Below are 26993 nucleotides of genomic sequence, written 5' to 3'. Positions count from 1 at the left end.
TTTGTGTCGGGGGCGTGAATGGGGGCGTACACATGACCAGCGCGCTGTTCGTCGTGAGCGAAGAAGGGTACTGGGCCGAGGAGTGTATCGAACCGCTGACCACGCTCGAAAGCGAGGGCGTCGACGTGACGGTCGCGACGCCGTCCGGATCGCCGCCGGTCGTCGACGAGCGGTCGCTCGACCCGGAGGCCGCTGGCGGCGAGGAACGCGTCGCGGAGCTTCGCGAGGTCGACGAGAGCCACCCCGAACTCAACGATCCGGAGCCGATCGCGACGGTCGAGGCCGACGGCTACGACGCGGTCGTCTTCCCCGGCGGGCACGGCACCGTCTGGGACGTGAACCAGGACCGCCACGCCCGCCAGCTCCTGCTCGACGCGGTCGCGGGCGACGACGGCGTCGCCCTCGTCGTCTGTCACGCGGTCGGCATCCTCGGGTTCACCCGCGAGGCCGACGGGACGCCGCTCGTCGAGGGGCGCTCGGTGACCGGCTTCCCGAACGCGTGGGAGGAGGACATCGTCGACGAGGCCGACGTGCTGCCGGACGGCCGGAAGCTCCCGTACTGGGTCGAAGACGAGGTCGTCCTCGCCGGCGCCGACTGGGACGCCGAACTCGACGCCGACGCGAGCGTCACGGTCGACGGCGACCTGATCACCGCGCGCGGCCCGGGCTCCTCGGCCGACGCGGCGACGACGCTGCTGGACGAGCTGTAAGCCGCGCGAGCCTCCCTACCGGATCACGAACGCCGGTTCCTCGATCCGCTCGCTCCTACACTCGGGACACCGCGACGGCTCGTTCACCGGGTCGTCGAAGCCGTCGAACCCGCACTCGCTACAGGTCGGCGGCGCGACGAGGAACTCCTCGTCCGCGTCGCCCCCGCCGGCGTTCCCCTCTCGGACCGACCGCGAGACGTGGTCGAGGTGTTCGTACACGGTCGGCGTCGGCAGCGACAGCGTCTCGGCGAGGTCGCTCGCCGTCCGCGGCTCCTCCCGGAGCGCGTCGGCGATCCGCTGGCGGGTCGTCTCCATGGGCGAACGTCGAGGGCGACGCGCAAAACGGTCCGGGATCGGAGCGCGAGCGCTCGGAGGCGAGTCAGCGGGCGCACGGCGTCGACACCCCCGGGCGAATCGGAGACGACTCGGGCACAAGAGGTATGTCACCGGGGTGAGACGGAGCGGGTATGAAAGCCGTCGTACTCGCGGGTGGCTACGCGACCAGGCTCTGGCCGATCACCGAACACCGGCCGAAGATGTTCCTGCCGGTGGGCGAGAACACCGTCATCGACGAGATATTCGAGGACTTGGAGGCCGACGATAGGGTCGACGAGGTGTTTGTCTCGACCAACGAGCGCTTCGCCGACACCTTCGCCGAGTACCTCGCCGACAGCCCGTTCGAGAAGCCGACGCTGTCGGTCGAAGAGACCGTCGAGGAGGACGAGAAGTTCGGCGTGGTGGGGGCGCTCGAACAGCTCGTCGACCGCGAGGGCGTCGACGACGACCTGATCGTCGTCGCCGGCGACAACATGATCAGCTTCGACATCGCCGACTTCGCCGACTTCTTCGAGGACAAGGGGACGCCGACGCTCGCGGCCTACGACGTGGGCGACCGCGAGCGCGCGAAGTCGTACGGGCTCGTCCAGCTGGACGGCGACGAGGTGGTCGACTTCCAGGAGAAGCCAGCGGACCCGCAGTCGACGCTGGTCTCCATCGCCTGCTACGCGTTCCCCGCGGAGACGCTCCCGAAGCTCACCACCTACCTCGACGACGACAACAACCCGGACGAGCCGGGGTGGTTCCTCCAGTGGCTCCAGCGGCGCGGCGCGGTCCACGCGTTCACCTTCGACGGCGCGTGGTTCGACATCGGCACCGCCGACTCCTACCTCGACGCGGTCGAGTACGCGCTCGACGGCGGAACGCTCGTCGCCGACGACGCGACCGTCGAGGGGAGCGACCTCGGCGGCGTGGTCCACGTCATGTCGGGCGCGACGGTGACCGACTCGACGCTCGACCGCGCGGTCGTCTTCGAGGACGCGACGATCGCCGACTCCGAGGTCCGCAACTCCGTGATCGACACGGGCGCCACCCTGGAGGGCGTCGCCCTCTCGGGCGCGCTGATCGGTTCATACACCTCGATCACCGAAGGCGACGACTTCTGAGCGCGTCGCGACCGCCGGGGCGCCCTGCGCCCTCGCGGTCAGTCGCCGTCAGCCGGTGTCAGCCGCCGTTTGTTCCCCTCTCAGCTAGCCACCGCCCTGCTCACTCGCGGTCAATCGCCGTCCGTCCCGGCCTGCGCGTGCGTGTGGTGATAGCAGTCGAACGCGGGCTCGTCGCCGTCGGTCGCGGGGTAGAAACAAACCCGCTGGTAGCGCTCGTTGTCGAGCAGGTTCGCCACGAACCCGCCGGTGTGACGGGAGACCGAGTCGTACTGATCGCCGCAGGCGGGACAGTCCGGCGGCGGGTCCTCGGGAACGTACATGCGGCGTAGCGTTCGTAGGTACGGGGCCGAGCCGGAAAACGACCCCGCCGAGGCGCGGGTGCGATCCGCCCCGAGTCGGCAGGTCAGGACCCGTTCGAGCCGTCGCCGCTGCCGCCCTCGACGCCGAGCGCGTCGAACAGCTTCCGGCGGACCGCCTCCTCGGTGAGGTGGAGGAGCGTGTCGCGGTTCTCGCCGCTCGCCTCGATGCCGGTGAAGATGCCGAGCGGGATCTCTAACGAGCCCTGCGTCGAGTGGCCCGCTGCGTCGCCCATCTCCGAGAACGCCTCGTCGAGGACGTTGCCGATGTTCAGCCGGATGTCCTTCGAGCGGGCCGCGAGGTAGATCTTCTCGTCGGCGATGCCCAGCACGGCCGTCGTCGTGATCCCCTCCAAGTTGAGGAGGTGCTGGGCCGCCTGCGCGAGCGCCTCGCGGTCGCGGATGAACCCGGCCGTCGAGAAGAGGTGGCTCCCCTGGACCTCGCGGTTCTGGATCGCCTCCGCGAGCACGTCCAGCGTCTCCGGGCTCATCGACGGCGACTCCACCTGTTCGAGGGTGTCGTGGTTCGCGAACGGGTGGAGGTACGCGGCCGCGGTCAGGTCGGCCGGCGTCGTGTCGCGCTTGAAGTCGAGCGTCTCGGCGCGGATCCCGTACAGCAGCGCGGTCGCGACCGCCTCCGAGGGCGACTGGTCGAACTCCTGGAGGTACTTCGTGAGGATCGTCGACGTCGAGGAGACGTTGGTGCGCACGTCGACGAACCGCGCGTCGAACGGCACCTCCGACTCCAGGTGGTCGAGGTAGATGTCGACGGACACGTCGAGGTCGAGGTCCTCGGCCGCGGCCTTCGCGAGGTCGACGGCCGCGACGGTCGCGTACTCCGAGAGCGCCGGCGCCTCGCCGCGGGCGAGCAGGTCGATGCCGAGGAGGTTGACGAACGCGCGGTTCTCCTGGTGGCCCACGTCGCCGGAGTAGATGATGTCGGCGTCGACGCCGAACGCCTCGGCGACGGCTTGGAGCGCGGTGGCGGACGCGATCGAGTCCGGCTCGGGGTTGTCGTGGGTGAGGATCGCCATGCGGTCGCCCCCGTCCTCGATGATCTCCGCGAGCTGACGCGCCATGTACTCCAGCTCGCCGGTCTCCAGCGACTGGAGCGCGCTGTCGGCGATCACCGTCGAGGGGTTGATCACCACGTCCGCGCCGCGCTCGCGCAGCTCGTCCTCGCTGACGGGGTCCGACGCCCGGACGACGACGTAGTGGTCGCCGCCGGTCTCCCTGACCGCGGAGACCGCGGCCTTGTTCGCCTCCACGTCGCTCGCGAGGACCAGGACGATGTCCCGGTCGCCGAGCTCGTCGACGACGTCCGGCTCGACGATGTCTTGGACGCGCGCGTTGAGGTCCTGATCGCGGAGCGCCTCGACGCGGCTCTCGTCGCGGTCGAGGATGAGGACGTCCTTCCCGCGCTCGGTCAGTTCCTCAGCGACTGCGTGACCGACGCTTCCACAGCCGAGGATGGCGTATCGGGTCCGCGCGGATCCGGATGCCCCACTACTCATTGGAGGGATTTCCGCGGCACGACACTTAACGAGTGCGCTCTCACCGTCCGCGCGGGGTTCGTCTGTGCGCCCCGAACGTGTGACCGACCGGGCTCCCCGCGCCGTCGTCTCCGTCGAGTCGACCGCCCTCGGCATTCCGATCGGTCGGCCCGAGCGCACGCGGGTCGACGCCGCTCTCGCCTTCCGGATCCGAGCCGTCCGACCGTCGTCGAATGAAAAGGTCTTTTAACTCGACAGCGGTACAATTTGGTGAGGGCCGGTAGCTCAGTTAGGGAGAGCGACGGACTCTTAATCCGTCGGTCGCGTGTTCAAATCGCGCCCGGCCCGTATCCTGAACCGCAGAGCGACGGCGACGCGGTGACTCGCCTCGACGCGGCGTTGTATGTCCGCGCTCTCCGATCGCAGACCCATGACGGACCTTGACGGCGCGGCGGCGGTCTCGGTGGTCAACCCCTCCGCGGTGCGGACCGAGTTCGGCAGCGAGGAGGGCGAGCCGTTCGAAGAGCGCTTCGAGCCCGGCAGCGTCACCGAACCCGAGGAGGCCGCGGAGGCCATCGCGTTCGCGGCGTCGCGCCCGGGCTCGTCGGCCCACGAGATCGACCTCTACCGCCGGGACAAGTACGCCGACACGATGTGAGCGGGGCGGGTCGGCGCGGCGTTTCGAATCGTAACCCCTTTTGAACCGGTCGGCGCGGATCCGGTGTGAGCAACGCGGGCGCGACCGACGGGGCGAAGCGATCGCAGTTCTGGGCGCTCTACCTCACCCGGTTCGCCGAGGGGTTCGGGTTCATCACGCTGCTGACGCTGCTGCCGACGTACATCAACGCCCTGGACCCGCAGGCGACGACGGTGTTGGGGGTCACGCTCTCCGCCGGCTTCGTCATCGGGATGTACACCACCGGGTTCACGCTCGCGCAGACGGTCGCCGTGGTTCCGCTCGCGTGGGCGGGCGACCGGTTCGACAAGCGGCTCGTGCTGCTCGGCGTCCTCGGCGTCGGCGCGGGCGTGTACGCCCTCTTCCCGCTCGTCGACACCTCGGGCACGTTCATCCTCGTCCGCGCGCTCCAGGGGCTCGTCGTCACCGGCGCGGGGCTGATGACGCTCTCGCTCGTCGGCCAGATCGCCGGCGCCGGGACGCGGGCCGACAAGATCGGCAAGGCGAACGCCGCCTCGTTCGGGGCCTCGATACTGGGGTCGCTCGGTGCGGGCGCCGTCTACGACGCCGTCGGCTTCGGGCCGGTGTTCGCGATCATCGCGGCGCTGATGGTCGCCGCGTGGCTCGTCACGTGGGGGGTCCTCGACCCGGACCCCACGCGGGTCGGGGGGTTCCCGTTCAGCGACCTCGCGGTGAACCGGCGGATCCTGACCATCTCGACGTTCCGCGCGCAGTACGCCTTCGCCGTGACGATGGTGCGGACGTGGGTGCCGATCTACGCCGGGACCGAACTGGCTGCCGGGGGGCTCGCGGTCGGCGCGACCGCGGTCGCGGTGACGGTCACCGCCGAGAAGGCGACCAACATGGTCGGCCAGCTGTTCACCGGCCGGCTCTCCGACGCCTACGGGCGGTCGCTGTTCGTCTTCGCCGGCGGCGGGGCCTACGGCGCGGTCGCGGTCGCGATCCCCTTCTCCGCGGCCGTCGGGAGCGCGCTCGGCGCGGGCGTGACGGTGCCGATCCTCGGCGAGCTTCCGCCGGCGTACCTCCCGCTGGTCGCCTTCTCCGGGCTGCTCGGCGTCGCGGACTCCTTCCGCGAGCCCGCCAGCATGGCGCTGTTCGCCGACGAGGGGACCGACGACGGCGGCGTCGCCTCCAGCTTCGGCATCCGCGAACTGGTGTGGCGGCCGGGCTCCGTGGCCGGGCCGCTCATCGCCGGCTGGCTGATGGTCGAGGTGAGCATGGGGTCGGTCTTCTACGTCGGCGGCGCCTTCGCGATCACCGGCGTCGTAGCGTTCCTCGGGATCCTCGCCGCCGATCACGGCCGCGCGGCGTTGACCGCGTGGTAGCGGCCGCGCTCGCGAGGCGAGCGCGACGCCGGTCGACTACCGCTTCCGGAGCGCGGCGCGATAGCGGGGCCCCTCGCCCGATCCCGAGCGGTCGACCGCCTCGACCTTCCACCCGGTCCCGCTCGCCGCCTCGCGGAGTCGGTCCGGCGAGAAGAGGGTGAAGCGGAGCGTCGGGTCCCGCTCGCCGTCGTACGCGAACCACATGACGCGGCCCGCGAGCCCGGGCGTCGGGTCCTCGCGGTAGCCGAGGAGGTCGGCGGCGCCCGGGTGGTCGGGGTCGTAGCAGTCGACGACCGCGGTCGCGTCCGGCGTCGTCACGAACGCGAGGTCGCCGAGGAACGCGGAGAGCCCGCGCATCGACCCCGCCAGTCCGATCTGTGTCCCTATCGCGATCGCCGAGGCGAACCGGTCGCGCTCGAACGCCTCCCGGAGGGCGAACATGTCGGCCTCGCGGGCGTCGACGACGCCGCGCTCGCGCATCGTCTCGACGAGCGCCGGGCTGGACTCGACGGCGACGGTCTCGAACCGCTCCTGAAACCGCAGCGCGTGGCGGCCCGCCCCGGCGCCGAGGTCGACCAGCGGCCCGCTGAGCCGCGACGCGAGCCACGGCCCCGCGTCGCTCTCCCGGTCGAACCCGGTGAGGTAGAACGCCTCGATCGGGTGCTCGCGCGTCTCCTCGCCGTCTCCCTGCCGGAGCGGCTCAGTCCGCTCGCCTCGGTGGTGGTCCCGGATCGCGCGTCCGAAGGCGTCGGTCACGGCGGCACGGTCGGCTCCCCGGAAAAAAAAGCGAGCGGGAACGGCGGTATCGGTTCGCACGGGGGCGACCGGGTCCGTCTCGACTGGGTCGGCCGCTCGCCCAGATTCGTCCCGACGGGGTCGGCTGCGCGGCCGGGCCGCGCACCCGGACCGCGGTTCAGGCCTCGTGTCCCCGCGCCGCCAGCGCGTCCTCTAACGCGGCGAGGACGTACTCGACGTTCTTCGGGCGAGCGGAGTAGCCCATACAGCCGATCCGCCAGATGTCGCCCTCCAAGTCGCCGAGGCCCGAGGCGATCTCCAGGTCGTACTCGTCGAGGAGGTGGTCGATGACCGCACCGTCGTCGACGCCGTCCGGCACCCGCACCGCGTTGAGGCTCGGGAGCCAGTACTCCTCGGGGGCGTTCATCTCCAGGCCGAGGTCCTGGAGGCCCGCCTTCAGGTCGCCGGCGACCTCGCGGTGGCGGGCCCACCGCGACTCGATCCCCTCCTCGGCGACGAGGCGCAGCGCCTCGCGGAGCGCGTACACGTTCGTGATCGGCGCGGTGTGGTGGTACGAGCGGTCGTCGCCCCAGTACCCCTCCAGGAGGGAGAGGTCGAGGTACCACGAGCGAGGGCGCTCGTCGCGGTCGAGCACCTTGTCCATCGCGCGGTCGTTGAGCGTGAGCGGGCTCGCGCCGGGCGGACACGAGAGGCACTTCTGCGGCCCGGAGTAGGCCGCGTCGACGCCCCACTCGTCGACGCGCATCTCCACGCCGCCGAGCGACGTGACGCAGTCGGCGATCACCAGGGCGTCGTGGGCGTGCGCGATGTCGGTCAGCTCGGGGACGCTCGGCTGGAGGACGCCCGTCGAGGTCTCCGCGTGGACGAAGCCGAACACGTCCGGCTGGTGCTCGTCGAACGCGCGCTCGACGTCGACGGGGTCGAGCGGCTCGCCCCAGGGAGCCGACACCTCGACGACCTCGCCGCCCGCGCGCTCGGCCATCGACTTCATCCGGCCGCCGAAGTAGCCGTTGGTCGGGACGAGCATGGTGTCGCCCGGCTCGACGAGGTTGCCGACCGCGGCCTCCATCGACGCCGACCCCGTCCCCGAGACGGGGATCGTCCACTGGTTGTCCGTCCGGAACGTGTAGCGCAACAGCTCCTGGACCTCGTCCATTATCTCGACGAACGAGGGGTCGAGGTGGCCGACCAGCGGCGTGCTCATGGCGTTCAGAACGCGCGGGTGGACGTCGCTCGGTCCGGGCCCCATCAGCGTGCGGTCCGGCGGCGTCAGCTCTCCGACTTCGGGCGCTCGGTCGTCGACGCCGGGCTCGGCTTGCTGGTTCGACATACGTCACCTCCGGACGAGCGAACGCAAAAAGCCGACGGAAGGGGCGACCCCGTGCCTCGTCACACGCTCTGTGCGCCGCCGCGCGCCGCCGAGTCGACGGGTCGGAACGGCGCCCAGCCGCGTCCTGTCCGGAATCCACCCTAACTTAACCGTCCGCGACACGTGCGCCGTGACATGAGCGACGGCGCGGGCGAGTCGGCGTCGAACAAGGACCTCCGGACGGTCCTCGACCGGATGTCGGACGGGTTCTTCACCCTCGACGGCGACTGGCGGATCGTGTTCGCGAACGGCCGGGGCAGGGAGGTCCTCCGGTCCGCGATGAGCGACGACGCCGTCGGCCCGGACGGCTCCGTCGAGGGCGCGCACCTCTGGGACTCGATCCCCGAGTCGAGGGAGACCGTGTTCTACGACCAGTACCGCCGCGCCATGGAGACACAGGAGCCGGTCTCGTTCGACTCCTACTACGAGCCGCTCGACACGTGGTTCAACGCGCGTGCGTTCCCGTCGGACGAGGGGCTCTCCGTCTACCTCCACGACGTCACCGAGCGACGCGAACTGGAGCGGCGCCAGGAGGAGAGCCTCCGCGCGATGCAGCGGCTGTACGCGGTGTCCTCCGACCAGGACCGCACGTTCGAGGAGAAGGTCGCGGAGATACTGACGATCGGCCGCGAGTACCTCGACGTGCCGAACGGCTTTCTCACGCGTATCGAGGACGACACCCAGCACGTCGAAGTCTCGCACGCCACTCACCCCCTGTTACAGCCCGGCGAGACGTGTCCGCTCGACGAGGCGTACTGTAAGCGGACGCTCGAACGCGACCGGCTCCTGACGATCGTCGACGCCTCGGCGGAGGGATGGGCCGGCGACCCCGCGTACGAAACGTTCGGGCTGGAGACGTACGTCGGCGGCCGCGTCGAGGTCGAGAACGAGCGGTTCGGCACGCTCTGCTTCGCCGACACGAACGCGCGCGAAGAGCCGTTCACCGACTCCCAGCGGACGTTCGTGGAGCTGCTGACGCGGTGGGTGAGCTACGAGCTGGAGCGGCGGCGCGCGGCCGAGCGGCTGGCGAGCGAGCGCGACCGGCTCGACGAGTTCGCGAGCGTCGTGAGCCACGACCTGCGGAACCCGCTGACGACCGCCCGCGGGCGGATGGAGCTCCTCGCCGACGACTGCGAGAGCGAACACGTCGAGCCCGTTCGGCGCGCCCTCTCGCGGATGGACACGCTCATCGAGAACGTCCTCACCCTGTCGCGCGAGGGCGGCGGCGTCGACGAGCTGACCCGCGTGGACCTCGCCGCCCTCGCCGCGGACGCCTGGGAGACGGCCGACACCCGGGGCGGGACGCTCCGCGTCGCGAGCGACGGCTACGCCCTCCGCGCCGACGAGCAGCGGCTCAGGCAACTCCTCGAGAACCTGTTTCGGAACGCCGCGGAACACGGGGCCGCGGCGCGGGAGTCCGGCGCTGTCGCGGTCGAGGTCGGCCCCCTCTCCGACGGCGACGGGTTCTACGTGGCCGACGACGGCCCGGGGATCCCGGCGGGGGACCGGGACCGCGTGTTCGAGTCCGGATACACGACGACGAGCGACGGCACCGGGTTCGGGCTCGACATCGTCTCGCAGATCGCGGACGGACACGGCTGGACGGTCAGCGTGACCGAGTCGGCCGACGGCGGGGCGCGGTTCGAGTTCGCCGGCGTCGACCTGATCTGACGGTCGGCGCGCCGCGAGGGGCGCGCGGCGTCGCCCGTCACCGACCGACGCTCGGCTCCGCCGTCACTCGTCGTCGACGAAGTCGGGTTCCGTCCGCTTCTCGTCGCGCTCGGCGACGAGGTGGTCGACGAAGTCGTCGAGGTCGACGTCGCCGCGCTGATTCTCGAAGCGGTCGCGCACCGACACCGTCCCCGCCTCTCGCTCGTCGTCGCCGACGATGACCATGTACGGGAGCCGGTCGTCGTGGCCCGCGCGGATCTTCCGGCCGACCGTCCAGTCGCGGTCCTCGACCTCGACGCGGAAGCCGGCGTCCTCCAGCTCGTTCTTCACGCGGTGGGCGTAGCCGAGCGTCTCGTCGGAGACGGGGAGGATCCGGACCTGCTCGGGCGCCAGCCACAGCGGGAAGTTCCCGTCGAAGTGCTCGATGAGGACCATGAAGAAGCGCTCGTAGCTGCCGTACAGCGCGCGGTGGATCATCACGGGCTGGTGGTCCTCGTTGTCTTCGCCCGTGTAGGTGAGGTCGAAGCGGTCGGGCATGTTGAAGTCGAGCTGGACGGTCGGGCCGTCCCAGACGCGGCCAAGGGCGTCCTCGAAGCCGAAGTCGATCTTCGGGCCGTAGAAGGCGCCGTCGCCGGGCTCGACGTCGTAGTCGTACCCGCCCGATTCGAGCACGTCGCGGAGCTGCTCCTCGGCGGACTCCCAGATATCGTCGCCGCCGACCGACTTGTCGGGGCGGGTCGCCAGCGCGACCTCGACCTCCAGGTCGAGCGTCTCGACGACCTCGAAGATCATCTCGATCACCGACTCGATCTCCCCCCGGATCTGGTCCGGCCGGACGAACAGGTGGCCGTCGTCGATGGTGAACGACCAGACCCGCGAGAGCCCCGACAGCTCGCCGCGCTGCTCTTTCCGATACACCTTCCCGTTCTCGAAGTAGCGCTGCGGGAGGTCGCGGTACGACCAGTTCTGCTGGTCGAAGATGGTCGCGTGGCCCGGGCAGTTCATCGGCTTCAGGCCGTACTCCTCGTCGTTGACGTCGAGGAGGAACATGTCGTCCTTGTAGTTCTCGTAGTGGCCCGACTGCTTCCACAGCTCCGTCCGGAACACGTGCGGGGTCTCGACCTCCTCGTAGCCGTGGTCGCGGTTGAGCTCGTTCGCGAAGTCCGACAGCTCGCGGAGCACGGTCTTCCCCGGCGGGTGGTACAGCGGGAGGCCCGGCCCGGTCACCGTCGGGATCGAGAAGAGGTTCATCTCCTGGCCGATCTTCCGGTGGTCGCGCTCCTGAGCCTGCTCGCGGAGCTCGAGGTACTCCTCGAGGTCGGACTCGCTCGCGAAGGCGGTGCCGTACACGCGCGTGAGCGAGTCGTTCTCCTCGTCGCCGCGCCAGTAGGCCGCCGACACCTCCAACAGCGTCGCGGCGCCGATCTCGCCGGTCGACTCGACGTGGGGGCCCTGACAGAGGTCCTCCCAGTCGTCCTGGACGTAGAAGGTGACCTCCTCGCCGTCGGCCTCCTCGTCTAAGATCTGTCGCTTGTACTCGTTGTCGGCGTAGGTCTCCTTCGCCGCCTCGCGCGACCGGACCTCGCGTTCGATGTCGTAGTCCGCCGCGATTATCTCCTCCATCTCCTCTTCGATGGCGGCCAGGTCGTCCTCGTCGACGTCGACGTCGGTCACGTCGTAGTAGAAGCCGTCGTCGGTCGGCGGGCCGATCGTCAGCGTCGCCTCCGGGTGGAGCCGCTGGAGCGCCTGCGCGAACACGTGGGCCGCGGAGTGGCGCAACACCGTGAGGTACTCGTCCGACTGGTCGGTGACGATCTCGATCCGCGCGCCGTCGTGGACCTCCGCGTACTTTTCGACGAGTTCGCCGTCGATCTTCCCCGCGACGGTGTCGCGACCGAGCCCGGGGCCGATCTCGAAGGCGACGTCCTCGACTGTCGACCCCGCCGGAACGGTCAGCTCTGATCCGTCCGGCAGGACGACCGTCACCTCGGCCTCCGCATCGGTCTCGCTCATACAGGTCGGAGCCGGACGACCGGCATAAGTGTGTTCGATCCGCGGCGGGGCGTCGCACGGTCGCGGGCCGCGACGCGCGAACCCGTTCGGTCGCGCCGCGCCGCTCTCGGCAAAGACTGCCCTCGCCGCGGAGCCCCGGAACCGGACGGACCGATGGCAACACACAAATCCCGCGGCAACGTTTGCCGGGCTATGACGGACCATCGGGAGCCCCTGTCGTCGGTGCTGGAGACGATCGGGGAGACGCCGCTCGTCGACGTCCAGGACGCGCCGGACGCGGTGCCGGTGTACGCCAAGCTGGAGTCGTTCAACCCCGGCGCGAGCGTCAAGGACCGCATCGGGAAGTACATGCTCGAACGCATGCTGGAGCGCGGCGACGTGGGCGAGGGCGGCACCGTCGTCGAGCCGACCGCCGGCAACACCGGCATCGGGCTCGCCGTCGCGGCCGGACAGCTCGACCTGAACGCCGTCTTCGTCGTCCCCGAGCGCTTCTCGGTCGAGAAGCAGCAGCTCATGCGCGCGCTCGGCGCCGAGGTCGTGAACACGCCGAGCGAGGAGGGCATGGGCCTGGCGATCGACCGCGCCCACCAGATCGCCGAGGAGCTCGACGACGCCGTCGTCCCCCAGCAGTTCTCGAACCCGCTCAACGTCGAGGCCCACTACGAGACGACCGCGCCGGAGATCGACGCGGCGCTCGACGGCGAGGTCGGCGCCGTCGTCGCCGGCTGCGGCACCGGCGGGACGCTGATGGGCCTCGCCGAGTACTTCCGCGAGCGCGACCCGGACACCTACGTCGTCGCCGTCGAGCCCGCCGGGTCCGCCTACCGCGAGTTCCTCGGCGAAGACGTGGAACACGAGGAGTACAAGACCGAGGGGATCGGCACCCACGACATCGACCGCAACGAGCTGTTCGACCCGGAGATCGTCGACGACATCGTCGCGGTCCCCGACCGCGAGGTCCACGAGGAGATGGCCCGGCTCGCGGCCGAGGAGGGACAGCTCGTCGCCTCGTCGGCCGCCGCGAACGCGATCGCGGCGAAGCGGGTCGCCCGCGACATCCGCGACGGCGCGATCGACGCCCCGCACGACGCGGTCGCCACGATATTCTGCGACTCCTCCGAACGCTACCTCTCGAAGGGCGTCTACCGGTCGTTCGAGGAGTGGGAGGGGTGAGCGGCGCGGCGCCGCCCGCGCGACGCGCTCCGGAGGCAGAGGCTATCCGCGCAGGCGCCCCTATCCGCGCAGGCGGCCGTGTTCGACCTTGAGACACCGGTCCTGGACCACGTCGATCCCGTCCGACTCGGCGGCCGCGGCCGCTTCGTCGTGGCTGATCCCGAGTTGGAGCCACAGCGCGCCGGCGTCGCCGCGGCCCGCGTGGCGTTCGCGGACGGCCTCGACGATGTCCGGCACCTCCTCGCTCGGGCGGAACACGTCCACGAGGTCGATCGACTCCTCGACCTCGCCGACCGCGTCGTACGCGCGCTCGCCGAGCACCTCGTCGGCGAACGGGTTCACTGGGATCACCTCGTACCCCTGCCGCTGGAGGTACGCCGGCACGTCGTGGGCTGCCTTCCCGGGCGTCGTCGAGCAGCCGACGACCGCTATCGTCTCGGCGTCGAGCAGGCGGTCGAGTCCCGCGTCGTCGGTGATGGGCATGGCTCGCCGTTGGGTCGCAACGCGATTAAGCGGATCCCTCGGTCGGCGCGTCGGGGCGGGGGAGGCGGCCGGCGCCGACCCCGCTCAGGGCAGCCGGATGTCGGGCTCGCCGTCCTCGGGGACGGTGATGATCCCGTCGAACAGCTGTTTGAGCGTGTTCATCGCCTGGTCGTCGTGGGCCGTCGAGTCGATGCTGAACAGCCCGAACCCGTCGACGCTCTGGACCCGCCCCGTGAACACGTGGAGGAAGCGGAACACCGTCTGGAGGTCGGAGTACATCAGCAGCGTCGACAGCGAGTGGACCATCACGCGGTTCCGCTCGATGCCGCGGTCGCCGAACGCCTGGAGGAACTCGGAGAGCTTGATCCCGATCCCGGTCATGTCCACCGGTGAGGAGGCGTACTTGATCCGGTCGGACTCGCGGGTCTCGCCGCCCTGCTGGCGGGTGACGCAGTCGACGACCGCGACCGGCTTCCCCTCGTAGGGCGTCCGCTTCTCGTAGTCGCGGAGCACGCGGTCGGCGCCGTCCTTCGTGGTGACGACGATCGCGCCCTCGTCGCGGTCGGTCCCCGCGGCGAGAATGTCCATCATTATCGACCGCTTCCCGCTGAGCGGCGGGCCGGTCAACAGGATGTTGGTCCCGGGCTCGACCTCGGCGTCGAAATGCGGCGTCAGCTCATACATGGACGCACCTCGGAGGCGACGTCGACGGCGCGAGCCACTCGTTCGGCCGGGAGGCCGTACGACCAGGACACATCTACTACCGAAACATGCCCGCTCCGAATAATATTCTTTTTGATCGCCCCTTGCCAGGCGCCGCCCGACTTCGACGCCGCGGTACACCCCGTTCGATCGCGGAATTCGCGGCCGAGCGCGGATCCGCACGCGGCCGGATCGCGGGAACGTATCACGGAGCCGAATCGATTTCTCGGTCGGCGAGACCCGCGGACCGACCGACTGCGCGGCGGCGCGTTCGGATCGCGGGACTTAACACGCTCTCGGCGGTAACTCGGAATGAGGGCGCTTAGCTCAGTTTGGACAGAGTGCTTGGCTTCGGACCAAGTTGCCACGGGTTCAAATCCTGTAGCGCCCACTTCTTCACCGACCGTTTCGCGACTAATGCCAATTCCACCGTAGCGGCTCGCTACGCTACGGAATCGGCCGAAGCGGTTCCTTCCGAACCCGTCGCCGAAATCGGGTTGAATACGTCACCGATCGCGACCCCGTCACGTCGTGCGATCGACCCGACCAACGTCGGGGTGATCTCCGGATGATGGTGCTCCGGGTCGAGCCCGACGAGTCCGGAGTCTGCCTGGAGTGCGGGTCGCACCTCCCGCCGCGGTTCGGTCGGGTTCACGGCGACGACGACGATCGCGCGCACCGCTGTCCCGAGTGCGACTCGTGGGTGCGGATCTGCGAGGGGAGCGCGGCCGGGAAAGACGTTGACACCCCGGACCCGCAGCACCACCCCGCCCGCAACGGTGGCAAGCCGTGGAACGGAGGACTATCGGGATGACGCCGTTCGTCCGCGCAAGCCGTCTCTACGATCCCGCACAGGGTCCGCGGCCGCACGTCCGCGACGCCGCCCGGCTCCGCTGGGAACGCGACGCCCAACAGGGGCGATCGGCGTGAGTTCTGACCGCTCCCGAGCGGGGGAGACTGCGGCGATCTTCACGTCGCACGGCGTCCTCGACGCGGCGACGACGATCCTCGCGGCCCGGACGGTCGGTCCGAGCGCTGAGGCGAACCCGATCGTCCGCGAGTTGCTCGGGATGGGCGAGCTGCCCGCGGCGGTCGCGATGCTCGCGGCCGTCGGCTTGTGTTGCGGTGCGTGGCCGGTCGCAGCCGACGCCCTGGAGACGCCCGAGTGGGTCGGACTCGGCATCGCGACGATCGGCGCCGCGGTCGCGGCGGTGAACTTGGTGGTGGTGTTCGCGTGAGACGCCGCTGCGAGACGTGCGGCTGCGAGCGCCCGTCAGTCCGTGTCCGGATCGACAGCCGGACCGAGTGCGCCGGCTGCTACCTCAACCGGACGGGGCGGTCGCGATGAAGGCCGTCGAGACGGCCCCGCACGAGTACATGGCGAACTACGTGTACTCGGGGCTCGGGGCCTGGTTCGGTGCGGCGCGGCTCGTCGACGCGACCGGAAGCCGCCGCGGAAGCTTCACGCTCGACGGCGAGAAGTGGCGGGTGACTCTCTCCTATCAGGAGTCCGGGCTCGCTCCGCCGGACGGCGGGGAGACGCCGGACGGGACGCGCGTCGACTTTGACACGCTCCGGGAGTTCCGACTGAACGCGGTCGCCGACGACGACGTCGGCGAGCGGAAAGTGAAGGCACTGATTCAGCCGCGGTGGCGCGGGCTCGAATCCACCGAGGGGAAATCGGTCGCGCGGCCGATGTGGGACCTCGGCGACGCGGTGAACGTCCGGGTGAACGCGTCGAACGTCGAGTTCGATCAGGTGGAGTCGGTCATCCAGCGCGCGGCGGGTGCGGTGACGCTCGATCCGATGTACTTCAAGAGCCGGAACGACGAGTACAGCGTCGTGATCGACGCGGCGCGGTACGTCCGGATCGACCGAGACGTGTGCGGGGCGATCCACTCCCGCGAGGGTCCGCTCGCGCGGATGGGCCACCTGCTCGAAAGCGACCGGTCCGGGTACCGGAAGCTCGTTCAGGACGACACCGAGCGCGCAGGGTACTACCACACGGTGACGCTCGGGCCGAAGCGGATCCGCGAGGCGTTTCCGGACCACCGGATCCCGAAGGAGTTCAAGCACTACTACGCGCGGAACGCCGAGTCGCTCCCCGACGATCACCCCCTCGCGCACCCGAAGGTCGAGGCGTCGTATCAGTCGAGCCGGTGGAACGAGACGCTCCGGCCGGTCGACCACGCGGAGATCGCGGACGAACTCGAAGAGGCGATCCTCGCGACGCTCAACGAGGCGGGGCTTCCCACGCAACCGCTCGACGACGACGGTCCGGGCGGCGGTCGCACGTTCGTCGAAGACGCGTACTTCGAGGCGGAGACCGTCGACCGCTCGCGCGTGCTCCCGTTGAACCTCGAACGCGTCGAGAGCGACCAGCGGAACGTGGTCGTGCGCCAGCTCGCGGACGGACTCTCGCCGGTCGAGTGGGACTCGTTGAAGACGCTCGTCGCGGACGGCGGGGACGTGTCGCCGGCGGAGATCGCGGACGAACACGACTGGCACCCGGATAGCGTCCGGCGGGGACTCCGCCGGATCGAGGAGATGGTCGTTCGCGAGCAGGGGTCGGTGGCGTTGCGGTCGCACCACGTCGCGGAGCAGGTCGTGGAGGCGCTCGACGCGGCGCGTGAGGGCGTCCGGAACGCGATGAGTACCGCGGCGAACGCGGTGCAAAACGCCGAGCGCGCGTCCCTCGACGAGCGCACGGACGAACTGATAGCGTTCTGCCAAGCGAACGGGATCCACATCGATGAGCGCGAGGCGCACCTTCGAGTGCGGATGGGGAACCTTGCGGACGAGTCCTGGTCGGAGCTGGTGACGCGGCTCAAGCGGTACTGGGTCGGTGCGGGTCGCGATCCGGAGCGGCTGAAAGAAGCGGTGTCGCACTATCGGGACGCGTCGGGGCCGAAGATCCGGCCGGTGCGTAGCGCGTGGGGGAAGGGTCAGACGCTCCGGTAGCGCGGCCCCTCGTGAGTGGCAACACTATCCAGATCCTCTTTTCGCGGCGGTTTTCGCTACGATCGACCTTCTCGACCGGGAGGTTCGCGACGATCTCGACCGCAACACAAGCGCGGATCCGGACTCGACGAGCTGCTCGTCGGCGCCGAACCGACACCGGGGGTCGGTTGGCGGTTAGCGGTGTGGCTAAGGCCACAGATTCTAAGGTACCCCACCGTCCCCGCGAATTCAGTGCTCTCATTAAGAAGGGGTGCGCGAAATTCTTTTCATCCATGTATAACTATCATACGTATGTACAATCAAGCGAAGCAGATCGGGGGAAGTGCTGTAATCACACTTACAGTCATAGTCGCACTTTCGCTGGTCTACGATATTCAGGCTCAACTCGGGATGTATGGTCCGTTTGATCCGGTATTAGAGCTACTCAGTACGGTACCACTCACAGTATTCGGTCTCTTAGGAATTGCCTCATTGCTTGCCGTGTATGAACACGTAACTGGTTTTTAGAGTCACTAGATACTATTTAAATGGTCGACGTATTACGTGCTGGAGCCAAAGCTGGTGAAGCCGTTCTAGCGGGGATGGCTGGCGGCGCAATATTCTCGACGGCTCAAGAACCGTTAACTCCCCAAAGACTAGCAATAATATCTTTCTTCATTGTGATTGCTATGGCGGGGTACATATTGATTCGAGCGTACTACGAATGGCGACGTGGAGAACGGCTAGATTAGCATATGGTCTCACAGAATGCCTGAATCACCTTGGCAGGACAAAGATCGATTGTACAAGTTGTATGTAGAAGATGGTCTTTCAGCTGCTGCCATCGGTGAGGAATTGGGTTGCTCTGATGTTACCGTCCTAGACTCAGTACTTCACAAAGCCGCTTAGTTAGAACGTCTGCTTGCTGAAGGTGTGTCTACGACCCAGCAAGCAGACGGTGAGATCCATGAGGACCAGCTTCTTAACTTTCTCGTCAACCGCCTTGACGAGGAAGTTCCGCTCTCCTTAGCGAATAATGCTCAAATCACTTCTGAGGACATCTACGAGGTCCTCGTCGGCGCTTGCGCCGACGGGACCTCTGTCTCTACGCTCTGTGCTTCGAGCCAGAACACACCCGCTGCGAACACGATCCTCTACCACCTCCGGACGAAGTTCGAGCCGGATCGGCTCGAACGAGTCGCTAACACGCTCCTGCGAAAGAACCTTGATGAACTGCTCCCCGAGCAGGTGGAGGTCTGCGCAGACCTCCACCTGCGGCCCTACTACGGTGACGAAGACGACACAGACGGCCTCTATCATTCGGTCGCAAAGCGTGGAACCACCGCGTTCCACGCCTACGCCACACTCTACGCGCGTGTGAAGAACAAGCGTTACACGCTGGCGGTACGCCGTCTCGAAGACGGCGATACCGCCAGCAGCGTCCTCGCTGAGTTCCTCGGTGTGCTCGACGGCCTTGACGCCGAGGTCAAGGCCGTCTACCTTGATCGTGGATTCTACGACAGCAAGTGCCTCACGCTGCTTCAAGCGCACGATTACGCGTACGTGATCCCGATCATCCGGTGGGGTGAGACGATTCAGAAAGAACTCTCGAAGGGATGGAGCCGCGTCATTCAGCACGACCTGACAGGGAAACTCGACGGTCATAGCTGGACCGTCGAGTTTCCCGTCTACATCGACTGTACGTACCTAAACGGGAAGTACGACGAGAACGGCGTGGCGCGTCACGGCTACGCCGCTGACGCGCCGTTCATCGGCTCCCCCCGCGCCGCCCGATACCACTACAGCAAGCGGTTCGGTATCGAGTCGAGCTATCGCTTGTTTGAGCAAGCGATAGCGACAACAACAACACGAGATCCAACGGTACGGCTGCTGTACGTCGTGGTGAGCCTGCTCTTACAGAACGTCTGGCGGTACCTCCACTACGAATATGTGGCGACGCCCCGCCGAGGCGAGCGTCGCCTCTGGTGGTGGCCGTACAAGGAGTTCGTCAATATGATTCGACGTGCTGCGTGGACGGCCCTCGCGGTGCGTCGGGCCGTCCCCGCGAATCGGCCACCTGACGACCGATTTCACCGCTAACCACCGACCGAGCAAGCCAGCGGAGTGAGTGGCGACGCTGTCGCGTCGGCGGCTAACCGCCGCCGACAGCGACAGCTCTCCATCGATCCGTCTGTGATTCTCTCGTCGAGACCGTCAGTACAACCGCTTCGACACAGAACTCAGACCGCAGAAACAGCTATGCGAGGATGCTTTGTGAGGTACTGATACTTGTAGGCGTAGTACATGGCGCTACTTGCGCTCCTCGATGAGTTCGTCCAACTGCTCTCGGACGAATGATGAGAGGTTGAGGTGTTGGTCCTCAATCCACTCGTCTTGGTCCTCCCGAATCGTGATTGTCTTTCGTTTCACCGTAATGCACACTATACACGCTACACGCATAACAGCTTCGGTAGACGTGGGCCTGTGGGCCTGCAACAGAACAGTGTACGAACAGATGATGACGGCGCTGTATCCCCGCCCTACTGCGCTACTCGGGCTACGCCCTGCGTTGCTCGTTGAGGACGGGGGCTTAGCGCCTACATTCAGCTAATGGTATCATTTGAGAAACCCACAGACAGCCTGTTCATATGCCGAACGGTCTCTGTCTATCTTTATTGTCAGTTGGGAGTAATTTACAGCTGGCACCCAGGGAAACAACAGCGGGTTTTCTTGTGGTGTCCCTAACAGAATGTCAAACAAAAAACCAGAACAGATGGATTCCGGTAGACAACCTACCGGAACCAGTAGCGGTTTTCGTCCATCAGTGAAACTGTGGCATCGAATACGAAGAGTCTGTATTTTTCTCCAACTTGATATCGTAGGCATGGGGATCGCTGGAACGCTTGTCACGATGGTGATCCTGTCGCTCGAGCCATCCTTAGCACCCGTCGTCGTTGGATTGGTCGCTTACGGTGTCTACGTCGGCGATAGAATCAGCGATGTGCGATACGACCCACAAGCGACGTCCGAGCGAAGTGCGTTTATCGGGCGACACAGGCGTCTGCTTTCGATCACGTCTGCTGGAGCATACGGACTTGCAATTACTCTCTCGGCGCTTGGTGGCCCACTCGCGCTTGCGGTCACTCTCGTGCCAGGCGTAACGTGGATCTTGTATGTAGTAGATTTGTCTGAACGATCGCTTGTGCCGCTCAAGCGCCTGAAGACCATCTTTGTGCTTAATTCTACGCTTGTGGCACTGGCGTGGGCGACAGCAATGGTAATCCTGCCAATTGTGTTTGCCGACGCCGCAATCACGCCACTTGCCATTGTGTTGGCGGTTTACTTTTTTGCCGATATTTTCGTCAACACTGAAATTCCGAACGTCCGCGACATCGAAGATGATGTCAAAAATAATGTCTCAACGTTCCCGACTGTCGTCGGCGTCAAGCGGACACGGCATCTATTGTACATCATCAACATGCTCTCAATTCTCGTCGTCATTGGCGCGTTTCTTAGCGGATTCCTCCCAGCACTTTTTGCGTTGGTCCTTCTTGCTGGACGAGTGCTGGCGGTTTTCCTTAATAGTCGAATTGGGCGTAGTAACGACTACCGTCGCCTGGAGTTGCTCGGTGAGATGAACTACGTGTTCGTGGCGTGCGGACTGTTCATCGCTATCATCGGGTAATCCACGCCACTCTTTTTTATCAAGCGGGGATGGTTTGATTTCTCTGACATAAAGTTAGTATACATAGATGTCCTTGTGAGACTATGTCGACTACTACCTTTCTGCTGTCTGTGCTACACATCTCCGTCGTTCTTGGCTCAGCTTCGGCTATTTTAGCGTGGAGGGAGGGGCAATCTCCGGGGGCGAGACCTCTCGTACTGTTGCTGGCCGGGCAGGTGTTCTGGTCGCTTATGCTTATTTTTCGACTCCGAGCACCTGGCGTGGAGGCAAAGCTATTCTGGATGTACCTGATGTGGATAGGCGTCGTTGCAATCCCACTCGGCTGGATGCTGTTTGCGTTATCATACACCGGTCACGATCGCTTTTTGAAGTGGAGATATGTATCGGCACTTACGGTCGTTCCGGTGGTGACCGTGATTTTAGCCATTCTCGGGCCGGCTCAGGGACTGCTACAGATCAGTATCGCACAAACACCAGATCTCAGCGTTGTCCAGAACGACAGCGGAGGCGTCTGGTATTGGATTGTCGCCGGTTATACGTATCTACTGGGTGGCGTGGGTAGTGCTCTGTTAGTCCGGTTGGCCCTGAGCCAGATGGCTGCGTTTCGGAAGCAGGCGTATACGCTGATTGGAGCGTTGATCATTCCCTGGGGTATAAACCTATGCTACCTCACAGACGTGCTTAGCACGCCTATTGACCCGACACCAGTCGCATTTTCAGTTTCTGGCGTCATCTACCTGACCGCCATTCGACGGTACAGTTTACTGCGAACGAATCCGGCCCCGAACACTACCGCTCGAAGACTCGTATTTGATAGTACCCAAGAAGGGATACTTGTTCTTGATTTGAATGACAACGTGATTAACGTCAATGGTCCAGCACTGGAGATGCTTAATGTACAAAAAGACGAACTGCTCGGATCATCTGCGCCAGAGACGATTCCTAAGTACGAGGTATTTCCAGATTCTGGAGTATTTGAGGACTTCCTCACGATACAAACCCACTCAGGTAAGCGGGACTTCAAGATCAAAACTGTCGAGATTACTACCCAGCGAGGGCAGGTCATCGGGAGCATGGTGACGTTACAGGACGTGACTGAGTTCTTGCGCCAAGAACAGCGTCTACAGGTTCTCAATCGCGTGCTTCGCCACAACATCAAGACAGAAACTAACCTGATACTTGGGTATAGCGAGGACCTACCGACGAAAGCAGCCGAGCGCGTAAAACAAAGCGCCCTTCAAATTGATGAGCTAGGACAGAAAGGTCGCGAGGCAATCCGGCTTTTCAGTCGCGCTCGAGAAGAATCCGACGTCAGATCGATAGAGATGATACTTGAAGAGCGGCTGAGAGAGGTTAGCTCACGCTTTTCCGACGTTACATTCGAACTTCAGTGTCCTGACCAGGAGGTACCCGTCGATGTGCTTGTTCGTCCAGTGCTTTCGAACGCTATCGAAAACGCTGCTGAACACAATACCAGTGACAGTCCACATGTTGAGATTGTCGCCAGCGTAGGCGAGCAGGTACAGATCGAAATCCGCGATAACGGGCCGGGGATACCCGAGCACGAACTATCCGTACTTTCTGAAGGAACCGAATCTGTGCTTCACCATGGAAGTGGGCTCGGGCTCTGGATCATCAAGTGGGGAACCGATCTCCTCGGCGGTCGTGTCCAGTTTGGCGAAAATGAGGTGACCGGAACTGTCGTCAGCATCTCACTCCCACGGAAGGAACCGTCAACGAACTAGAGCGGAAACGTGGGATGAGACTGTTCGTCTGTCCCATCACGGGATGTCTACCTTAGACAGACGTGTTCATGACCTCAGCGAGTTCGCGGTCAATTTGTTCGACCTGCCGGGTTAGCCCCGCGACCATCTCTGTCTGATTGTCGTTTTCGTCCGCAATCTGTGTAATTTCTTCACTCACGAGGGTAGCCCGTTCAGAGACGTCGTCAACAGCACTCGATATCCCTTCAGCCACGCTCGCCTGCTCATCTGTTGCGTCTGCGATCTCGGTGATCCCGCTTTCGGTCTGCTCAACCGCAGTAAGGATTTGTTTCTGGTTTTCAAGGAGGCCTTGGATGTCGTCTCTCGCGGACTGGATCTCGGCGTTTCCTGCTCTTACCTCGGTAGTTGCCGTAGCAGCCTTCTCTTTGATCCTTGCGACGATTTCTTCGATCTCGTCAGCTTGATCTTGTGAACGATTAGCGAGATTCTTCACCTCGTCGGCGACGACCGCGAACCCATCACTGTCGCTGCGTGCCGCTTCGATGTTGGCGTTCAACGCGAGCATGTTTGTCTGTTCGGCAATATCGTTGATCACGCCAACAAGCTCCTCAACTTGCTCGATCTCGTCTTTCAACTCAGCGACATCGTCTGCGACGGTGTCCGACTTCTCGGCCGTATCGTCTACTTGATCGATAACGTCGGCTGCGGTCTCAACGGACTCCTCAGCGAGTTCCCTCGATTCCGCACTTTGATTGCTGACTTCTTCAGCGCTGGACGCAATCTCTTCGATAGTGGCGCTGAATCCGGAGATCTCACCTTGGGTACTCTTGAGCTCGGCTGCTTGCTCGTCGACGAGCGTGCTGATCTCATTCGATCGGTTCGCGACTTCGGTTGTCGACTCGCTTAGCTGCTCCATCGATGTCTCGACATTGTCCGAGAGCTCTTCTTGGAGGTCGGCGAGCGTCTCCCGCTGTTCGACGACGGTGGTGACATCGAAGAGCAACTCGACAGCACCAACGACCTCGCCGGTTGGTGTCTGAATTGGGGTTCCAATCGCGCGCGCATGTGCTTTCGTTCCATCTGGTCGTTCGGCGGATCGGAACTCGTTTTCACGTATGGGTGTTCCAGTGCGGACGACTTCTTCGGCGAGGGTCTCGTTTTTGCCCTCGGTGCCAAACACGTCGTATGCGTTCATCCCGACAGCTTTGCGCGCTGGGAGGCCAAGCAGATCGGCTGTAGCGGTGTTCCACTGCGTGATGTCTCCATCGGCGTCGACGACGAATGCTGGTTCAGGGAGGTCTGCGATGAACTGCTCGAACGAGTGCCGCCAGAAATCTCCGCCAGATCCGGAACCACTCTGTTGAAGCTGGTCGTTGTCTGTGGCCGTGGCCATATCGGGAGACACTTGGAAGGGGTGATTTGATTTTCGGTGAAATTATCGCCACTGATAGAGTCGTAAGCTGAAGGCTCTGTTAGAGCCCTCTTCTTCAGATATATTCTCACCTGAAACAGCCGGACGATGAGAGCTGCGTGTATATCACTCGTCGGACTGCGCGGAGCGGTCGTACAGCCACCACGGAATATCAAGCACCATTGCCAGTACGACTGCCGCTCCAAGTCCCATCAGGAACCCGTCAGTAACTCGAATTGCGAGGAAAACCGCAGCACCGCTCACGGCAGCTCTCGTCACTCGGTTCAGGTTCCAGTTGAGAAGGACAGACCGAAGTGTTGACATATCCGTTACTCATACAACTGTGAATGTATATCTATGGGAGGGCTGAGGATGCGACGAGAGCCAACTGACAGACCCACGCTCTGTTCTGACCAATCTGGCCTGCTAGCTTTTCGAGGAGTTTTTGTTCGGGATCTGCATGTTCTCTTCAGCATACACTAGATTACCATCTCCGCGTAGCGCAAAACGTGAGAGTTAGATACGTTGACTAGCTACAATCCGCGATAGCTGATGGTCGAAATTTCTGATTCGCTTCGCTCTGTGTTTAGTGCTCAAATCGAAGAACGTGACGGGTCATATATTGTGGATGTCCCCGCGAGTGAGGTTGAACACGACGCGCTTGCCGCCGACGAAACGTATCGCGTCGCGATCTTGAAATCAGAATCCTCGGCAAGCCAGAGGACTCAGGAAGAGCAACCTCAATCGGCTGGGCAAGAACCAACTCCGACGTCGGACGGTCCTCCCGTAGACGAAGGTGAAGTCCGCGACGTGACGATCGAGACGACTGGTGATCAAGGTGACGGCATTGCGAAGGTTGAACGCGGCTACGTCGTGATCGTTCCCGGCGGACAACCAGGTGATGAGCCAACAGTCGAGATCGAGCAAGTCAAAGAGAATGTCGCGTTTGCCAGCATCATCGAACCCGACTCACGGGCGCTGTAACGTCGTTTTACTGGAACCTATCAATTTGACTGGGATCGTTAGAACCCTGACTGTCCTGATCCACCCTCCTCGCTTCCTGGCTTCCCGATGTACTCCGATTTCATCGTCCCGTTTTCACGATAGTAACGATAGAGATACGGGCCGTGCATATCCGCGGGGTCTCCGCTGGCGCACTTACAGCTATCGTCGCCACAGGTGACTTTCTCTTTGACGACGGTCCCGCTTCCTGCGCCATCGGGATCGTCGATGGGCTCGGCAGCCTCGGGAAGCTCGTCAGTGTCGACCGACTGGTCGCGATACTCAATGAGCGCCTCAATATAGTTCTGTACCTCCTGGAGTGTCTCTGTATCCTGTTTGGGGAGCCCCTCAGCGAGATACTTTGGGAGCGGGGTGGGTGGTGACGGCTGCTCCATGCCTTATGTAACAATTGGTACTATGTTAGCGTTCAGGTGCTACATAAGGAAGTGAATTTTCTCTGCCGACCGTGAGCACCTCAGTAATTACTCAAGATCGTAGGCCGCAATCTCGTGAGAGCCACACTGTGGACATTCATCGACATCTTTCTCCACGCTGTACCCACAGTGACGGCACTCATAGTGTGTTGTCGATGGCAGCTTGAACCTCACCATCTGCTGGATGAACTGTTTACTGAGCATTATTGGGGTCAAGATTTCGCCACAGTTGGGGCATTCAGCCCACACGCCTGTGCCGCCGCCAGCGGTCTCATAGTGGGTGATTGCATGCCGACCCGTGACTGTTTCGCCGCAAAACGAGCAGTCGCCACGGACTGTCTCTGGGCCATTAGCACGGTTTCGATCATCATGCGGTCCTCACATCGAGGTGAGAGCTTGAGGTCGCCTGCCGCGACAAGTCGTCTACCGGGACTGCCATCCGTGATCCGCCGCTACAGCCGCGCCCTCGCTCGAAGTGTGCGACTCGGAGTGATAGAACGCGTCACCCGACTCCGGATCGAACAGGTGTAGTCGAGCCGGGTCGTACGCGATCGAAACCGTGTCGTCGGGGCGAATCTCGGACCGCGCCTTCGCTTGGATCTTACAGGGCGTCTCCCCAATCGAGCAGTGCAACAGCAGGCTATCGCCGAGCGGCTCGGTCACGTTCACGGTCGCGTTGAGCGTCTCGTCGCCCGCGTTGGGACGTTCACTCGCCAAGTACAAGTCCTCCGGACGCACGCCGAGCACGGCCCGCTGTCCGTCGCGAGTTGACGCGTCACCGCCCCCCTTCACTCCGTTCCGAACACCCCCGTCGGCGTTCGGAAGCTGGATTGTGAACGCGTCGTGGACGGCGGTCCCATTTTCGACGTCAATGGGGAGCATGTTCATCGCCGGGTCGCCAATAAACTCCGCGACGAACCGGTTTGCTGGGAAGTCGTACAGCGTCTGAGGCTCGTCGACCTGCATGATACGCCCGTCGTTCATCACGACGACACGCTCACCGAGCGTCATCGCCTCCGTCTGGTCGTGGGTCACGTACACGGTCGTCGTCCCGAGCGAGGTATGTAGCTGTGCGAGCTCTGCGCGCATCTGGATGCGAAGCTTCGCGTCGAGGTTCGAGAGCGGCTCGTCCATCAGGAACGCGTCGGGATCGCGAACGATGGCCCGCCCGAGGGCCACTCGCTGGCGTTCCCCGCCAGACATCGCCTGTGGCTTCCGGTCGAGCAGGTCGGCAATATCGAGCGTCTCCGCGGCCTCCTCGACGCGCCGGTCGATCTCCTCGTCAGTGAAGTCGCCGCTCGATTTCATGCCGAAGGTGATGTTTCGCCGCCCGGTCATGTGCGGGTACAGCGCGTAGTTTTGGAATACCATCGCGACGTTCCGGTCCTTCGGTTCGACAGCGGTGACGTCTCGACCGTCCATGACGATCTCGCCGTCGGTCGCGTCTTCGAGGCCGGCGAGCAGCCGGAGCGTCGTGCTCTTGCCGCAGCCGCTCGGGCCAACGATGACGAGGAACTCCCCGTCGACGATTTCGAGGTCGATCCCGTTGACTGCGACGACGTCGTCGAACTCCTTCCGGAGGTTGTGTAGTGTTATGGTTGTCATTG

General features: G+C 64.7%; 25 protein-coding genes, 2 tRNA genes and 2 pseudogenes. 16 read left to right on the top strand and 13 right to left on the bottom strand.

What is annotated here, in order from left to right:
- The first annotated feature begins 32 nt into the window (after window positions 1–32).
- On the top strand, window positions 33–710 hold the full coding sequence (locus tag AMR74_RS10475) for a DJ-1/PfpI family protein (RefSeq protein WP_053772014.1): 678 nt from the start codon (window positions 33–35) through the stop codon (window positions 708–710).
- A 15-nt stretch (window positions 711–725) separates the two neighbouring features.
- On the opposite strand, the gene AMR74_RS10470 is transcribed toward AMR74_RS10475, so the two are convergent.
- A complete protein-coding gene (locus AMR74_RS10470) occupies window positions 726–1025 on the bottom strand; it encodes a transcriptional regulator (protein ID WP_053772013.1) in 300 nt (99 codons plus the stop codon).
- A 152-nt stretch (window positions 1026–1177) separates the two neighbouring features.
- Here AMR74_RS10470 and AMR74_RS10465 point away from each other — a divergent pair, with 152 nt between their 5' ends.
- Window positions 1178–2152, top strand: a complete 975-nt coding sequence (locus tag AMR74_RS10465) for a sugar phosphate nucleotidyltransferase (protein ID WP_053772012.1) — start codon at window positions 1178–1180, stop codon at window positions 2150–2152.
- 110 nt (window positions 2153–2262) lie between these two features.
- Here AMR74_RS10465 and AMR74_RS10460 read toward each other — a convergent pair whose 3' ends face one another.
- Together AMR74_RS10460 and AMR74_RS10455 are read right to left on the bottom strand one after the other, a co-directional pair.
- Entirely contained in the window at window positions 2263–2472 is a 210-nt protein-coding gene (locus tag AMR74_RS10460; RefSeq protein ID WP_053772011.1) for a hypothetical protein, read from the bottom strand.
- Between the two features lie 83 nt (window positions 2473–2555).
- The gene (locus AMR74_RS10455) at window positions 2556–4022 is read right to left on the bottom strand and encodes a DHH family phosphoesterase (protein WP_053772010.1); all 1467 of its coding nucleotides are present in this window, start codon (window positions 4020–4022) and stop codon (window positions 2556–2558) included.
- A 253-nt stretch (window positions 4023–4275) separates the two neighbouring features.
- Here AMR74_RS10455 and AMR74_RS10450 point away from each other — a divergent pair.
- The 3 genes and pseudogenes from AMR74_RS10450 (at window position 4276) to AMR74_RS10440 (ending at window position 6023) form a co-directional block, all read left to right on the top strand.
- A tRNA-Lys gene (locus AMR74_RS10450) sits at window positions 4276–4349 on the top strand.
- 94 nt (window positions 4350–4443) lie between these two features.
- Window positions 4444–4659: pseudogene (locus AMR74_RS10445) on the top strand (SDR family oxidoreductase); the annotation flags it as partial.
- Between the two features lie 65 nt (window positions 4660–4724).
- Window positions 4725–6023 (top strand): MFS transporter, encoded by a 1299-nt coding sequence (locus tag AMR74_RS10440; RefSeq protein WP_053772008.1) that lies wholly within the window; start codon window positions 4725–4727, stop codon window positions 6021–6023.
- A 36-nt stretch (window positions 6024–6059) separates the two neighbouring features.
- Here the strand turns inward: AMR74_RS10440 and AMR74_RS10435 are convergent, their stop codons facing one another.
- Complete coding sequence (locus tag AMR74_RS10435; RefSeq protein WP_053772007.1) at window positions 6060–6779, bottom strand: class I SAM-dependent methyltransferase; 720 nt, start codon at window positions 6777–6779, stop codon at window positions 6060–6062.
- Window positions 6780–6936: 157 nt separating this feature from the next.
- Window positions 6937–8109: a pyridoxal-phosphate-dependent aminotransferase family protein gene (locus tag AMR74_RS10430; RefSeq protein ID WP_053772006.1), complete on the bottom strand. Its 1173-nt coding sequence runs from the start codon at window positions 8107–8109 to the stop codon at window positions 6937–6939.
- Between the two features lie 174 nt (window positions 8110–8283).
- On the opposite strand from AMR74_RS10430, the gene AMR74_RS10425 reads away from it, so the two are divergent.
- Complete coding sequence (locus tag AMR74_RS10425) at window positions 8284–9819, top strand: PAS domain-containing sensor histidine kinase (protein ID WP_053772005.1); 1536 nt, start codon at window positions 8284–8286, stop codon at window positions 9817–9819.
- 63 nt (window positions 9820–9882) lie between these two features.
- Here AMR74_RS10425 and thrS read toward each other — a convergent pair whose 3' ends face one another.
- Complete coding sequence (gene thrS, locus AMR74_RS10420; RefSeq protein ID WP_053772004.1) at window positions 9883–11832, bottom strand: threonine--tRNA ligase; 1950 nt, start codon at window positions 11830–11832, stop codon at window positions 9883–9885.
- A gap of 192 nt (window positions 11833–12024) precedes the next feature.
- On the opposite strand from thrS, the gene AMR74_RS10415 reads away from it, so the two are divergent.
- Window positions 12025–13005 (top strand): PLP-dependent cysteine synthase family protein, encoded by a 981-nt coding sequence (locus tag AMR74_RS10415; protein ID WP_053772003.1) that lies wholly within the window; start codon window positions 12025–12027, stop codon window positions 13003–13005.
- Window positions 13006–13065: 60 nt separating this feature from the next.
- On the opposite strand, the gene AMR74_RS10410 is transcribed toward AMR74_RS10415, so the two are convergent.
- Both AMR74_RS10410 and AMR74_RS10405 read right to left on the bottom strand, forming a co-directional pair.
- Complete coding sequence (locus tag AMR74_RS10410) at window positions 13066–13488, bottom strand: CoA-binding protein (RefSeq protein WP_053772002.1); 423 nt, start codon at window positions 13486–13488, stop codon at window positions 13066–13068.
- 84 nt (window positions 13489–13572) lie between these two features.
- Window positions 13573–14172, bottom strand: a complete 600-nt coding sequence (locus tag AMR74_RS10405; RefSeq protein WP_053772001.1) for an RAD55 family ATPase — start codon at window positions 14170–14172, stop codon at window positions 13573–13575.
- Between the two features lie 334 nt (window positions 14173–14506).
- Between AMR74_RS10405 and AMR74_RS10400 the strand changes: the two genes are divergently transcribed.
- From AMR74_RS10400 to AMR74_RS17260, 8 genes are all read left to right on the top strand, one after another.
- Window positions 14507–14581, top strand: a tRNA-Arg gene (locus tag AMR74_RS10400).
- A 180-nt stretch (window positions 14582–14761) separates the two neighbouring features.
- A complete protein-coding gene (locus AMR74_RS10395) occupies window positions 14762–15004 on the top strand; it encodes a DUF7563 family protein (protein WP_053772360.1) in 243 nt (80 codons plus the stop codon).
- 112 nt (window positions 15005–15116) lie between these two features.
- Window positions 15117–15428: a hypothetical protein gene (locus AMR74_RS10390; RefSeq protein WP_053772000.1), complete on the top strand. Its 312-nt coding sequence runs from the start codon at window positions 15117–15119 to the stop codon at window positions 15426–15428.
- Window positions 15429–15534: 106 nt separating this feature from the next.
- Window positions 15535–17151, top strand: coding sequence for a DUF7845 domain-containing protein (locus AMR74_RS10385; protein ID WP_053771999.1), 1617 nt, complete (start codon window positions 15535–15537; stop codon window positions 17149–17151).
- A gap of 291 nt (window positions 17152–17442) precedes the next feature.
- Window positions 17443–17658, top strand: a complete 216-nt coding sequence (locus AMR74_RS18510) for a hypothetical protein (RefSeq protein WP_139042996.1) — start codon at window positions 17443–17445, stop codon at window positions 17656–17658.
- A 405-nt stretch (window positions 17659–18063) separates the two neighbouring features.
- Entirely contained in the window at window positions 18064–19230 is a 1167-nt protein-coding gene (locus tag AMR74_RS10380; protein ID WP_053771998.1) for an ISH3 family transposase, read from the top strand.
- Between the two features lie 784 nt (window positions 19231–20014).
- Window positions 20015–20815 (top strand): UbiA family prenyltransferase, encoded by an 801-nt coding sequence (locus AMR74_RS17265; RefSeq protein WP_240471156.1) that lies wholly within the window; start codon window positions 20015–20017, stop codon window positions 20813–20815.
- Between the two features lie 83 nt (window positions 20816–20898).
- Complete coding sequence (locus AMR74_RS17260; RefSeq protein ID WP_240471155.1) at window positions 20899–22560, top strand: histidine kinase N-terminal 7TM domain-containing protein; 1662 nt, start codon at window positions 20899–20901, stop codon at window positions 22558–22560.
- A 52-nt stretch (window positions 22561–22612) separates the two neighbouring features.
- Here AMR74_RS17260 and AMR74_RS10365 read toward each other — a convergent pair whose 3' ends face one another.
- Window positions 22613–23932, bottom strand: a complete 1320-nt coding sequence (locus AMR74_RS10365; RefSeq protein ID WP_053771996.1) for a methyl-accepting chemotaxis protein — start codon at window positions 23930–23932, stop codon at window positions 22613–22615.
- 144 nt (window positions 23933–24076) lie between these two features.
- A complete protein-coding gene (locus tag AMR74_RS17255) occupies window positions 24077–24274 on the bottom strand; it encodes a hypothetical protein (RefSeq protein ID WP_077152297.1) in 198 nt (65 codons plus the stop codon).
- Between the two features lie 228 nt (window positions 24275–24502).
- Here AMR74_RS17255 and AMR74_RS17250 point away from each other — a divergent pair, with 228 nt between their 5' ends.
- Window positions 24503–24934, top strand: coding sequence for a TRAM domain-containing protein (locus AMR74_RS17250; protein WP_077152296.1), 432 nt, complete (start codon window positions 24503–24505; stop codon window positions 24932–24934).
- Window positions 24935–24972: 38 nt separating this feature from the next.
- Here the strand turns inward: AMR74_RS17250 and AMR74_RS17245 are convergent, their stop codons facing one another.
- From AMR74_RS17245 to AMR74_RS10355, 3 genes and pseudogenes are all read right to left on the bottom strand, one after another.
- Entirely contained in the window at window positions 24973–25347 is a 375-nt protein-coding gene (locus AMR74_RS17245) for a DUF6788 family protein (protein WP_077152295.1), read from the bottom strand.
- An 87-nt stretch (window positions 25348–25434) separates the two neighbouring features.
- A pseudogene (locus AMR74_RS20045) lies at window positions 25435–25713 on the bottom strand (DUF7837 family putative zinc-binding protein); the annotation flags it as partial.
- A gap of 96 nt (window positions 25714–25809) precedes the next feature.
- A complete protein-coding gene (locus tag AMR74_RS10355) occupies window positions 25810–26991 on the bottom strand; it encodes an ABC transporter ATP-binding protein (protein ID WP_053771994.1) in 1182 nt (393 codons plus the stop codon).
- Window positions 26992–26993: the final 2 nt, after the last annotated feature.

It is taken from the genome of Halorubrum tropicale (assembly GCF_001280455.1).
GTDB classification, from domain to species: Archaea; Halobacteriota; Halobacteria; order Halobacteriales; family Haloferacaceae; genus Halorubrum; species Halorubrum tropicale.
This window is presented reverse-complemented; position numbering and strand designations above follow the sequence as displayed.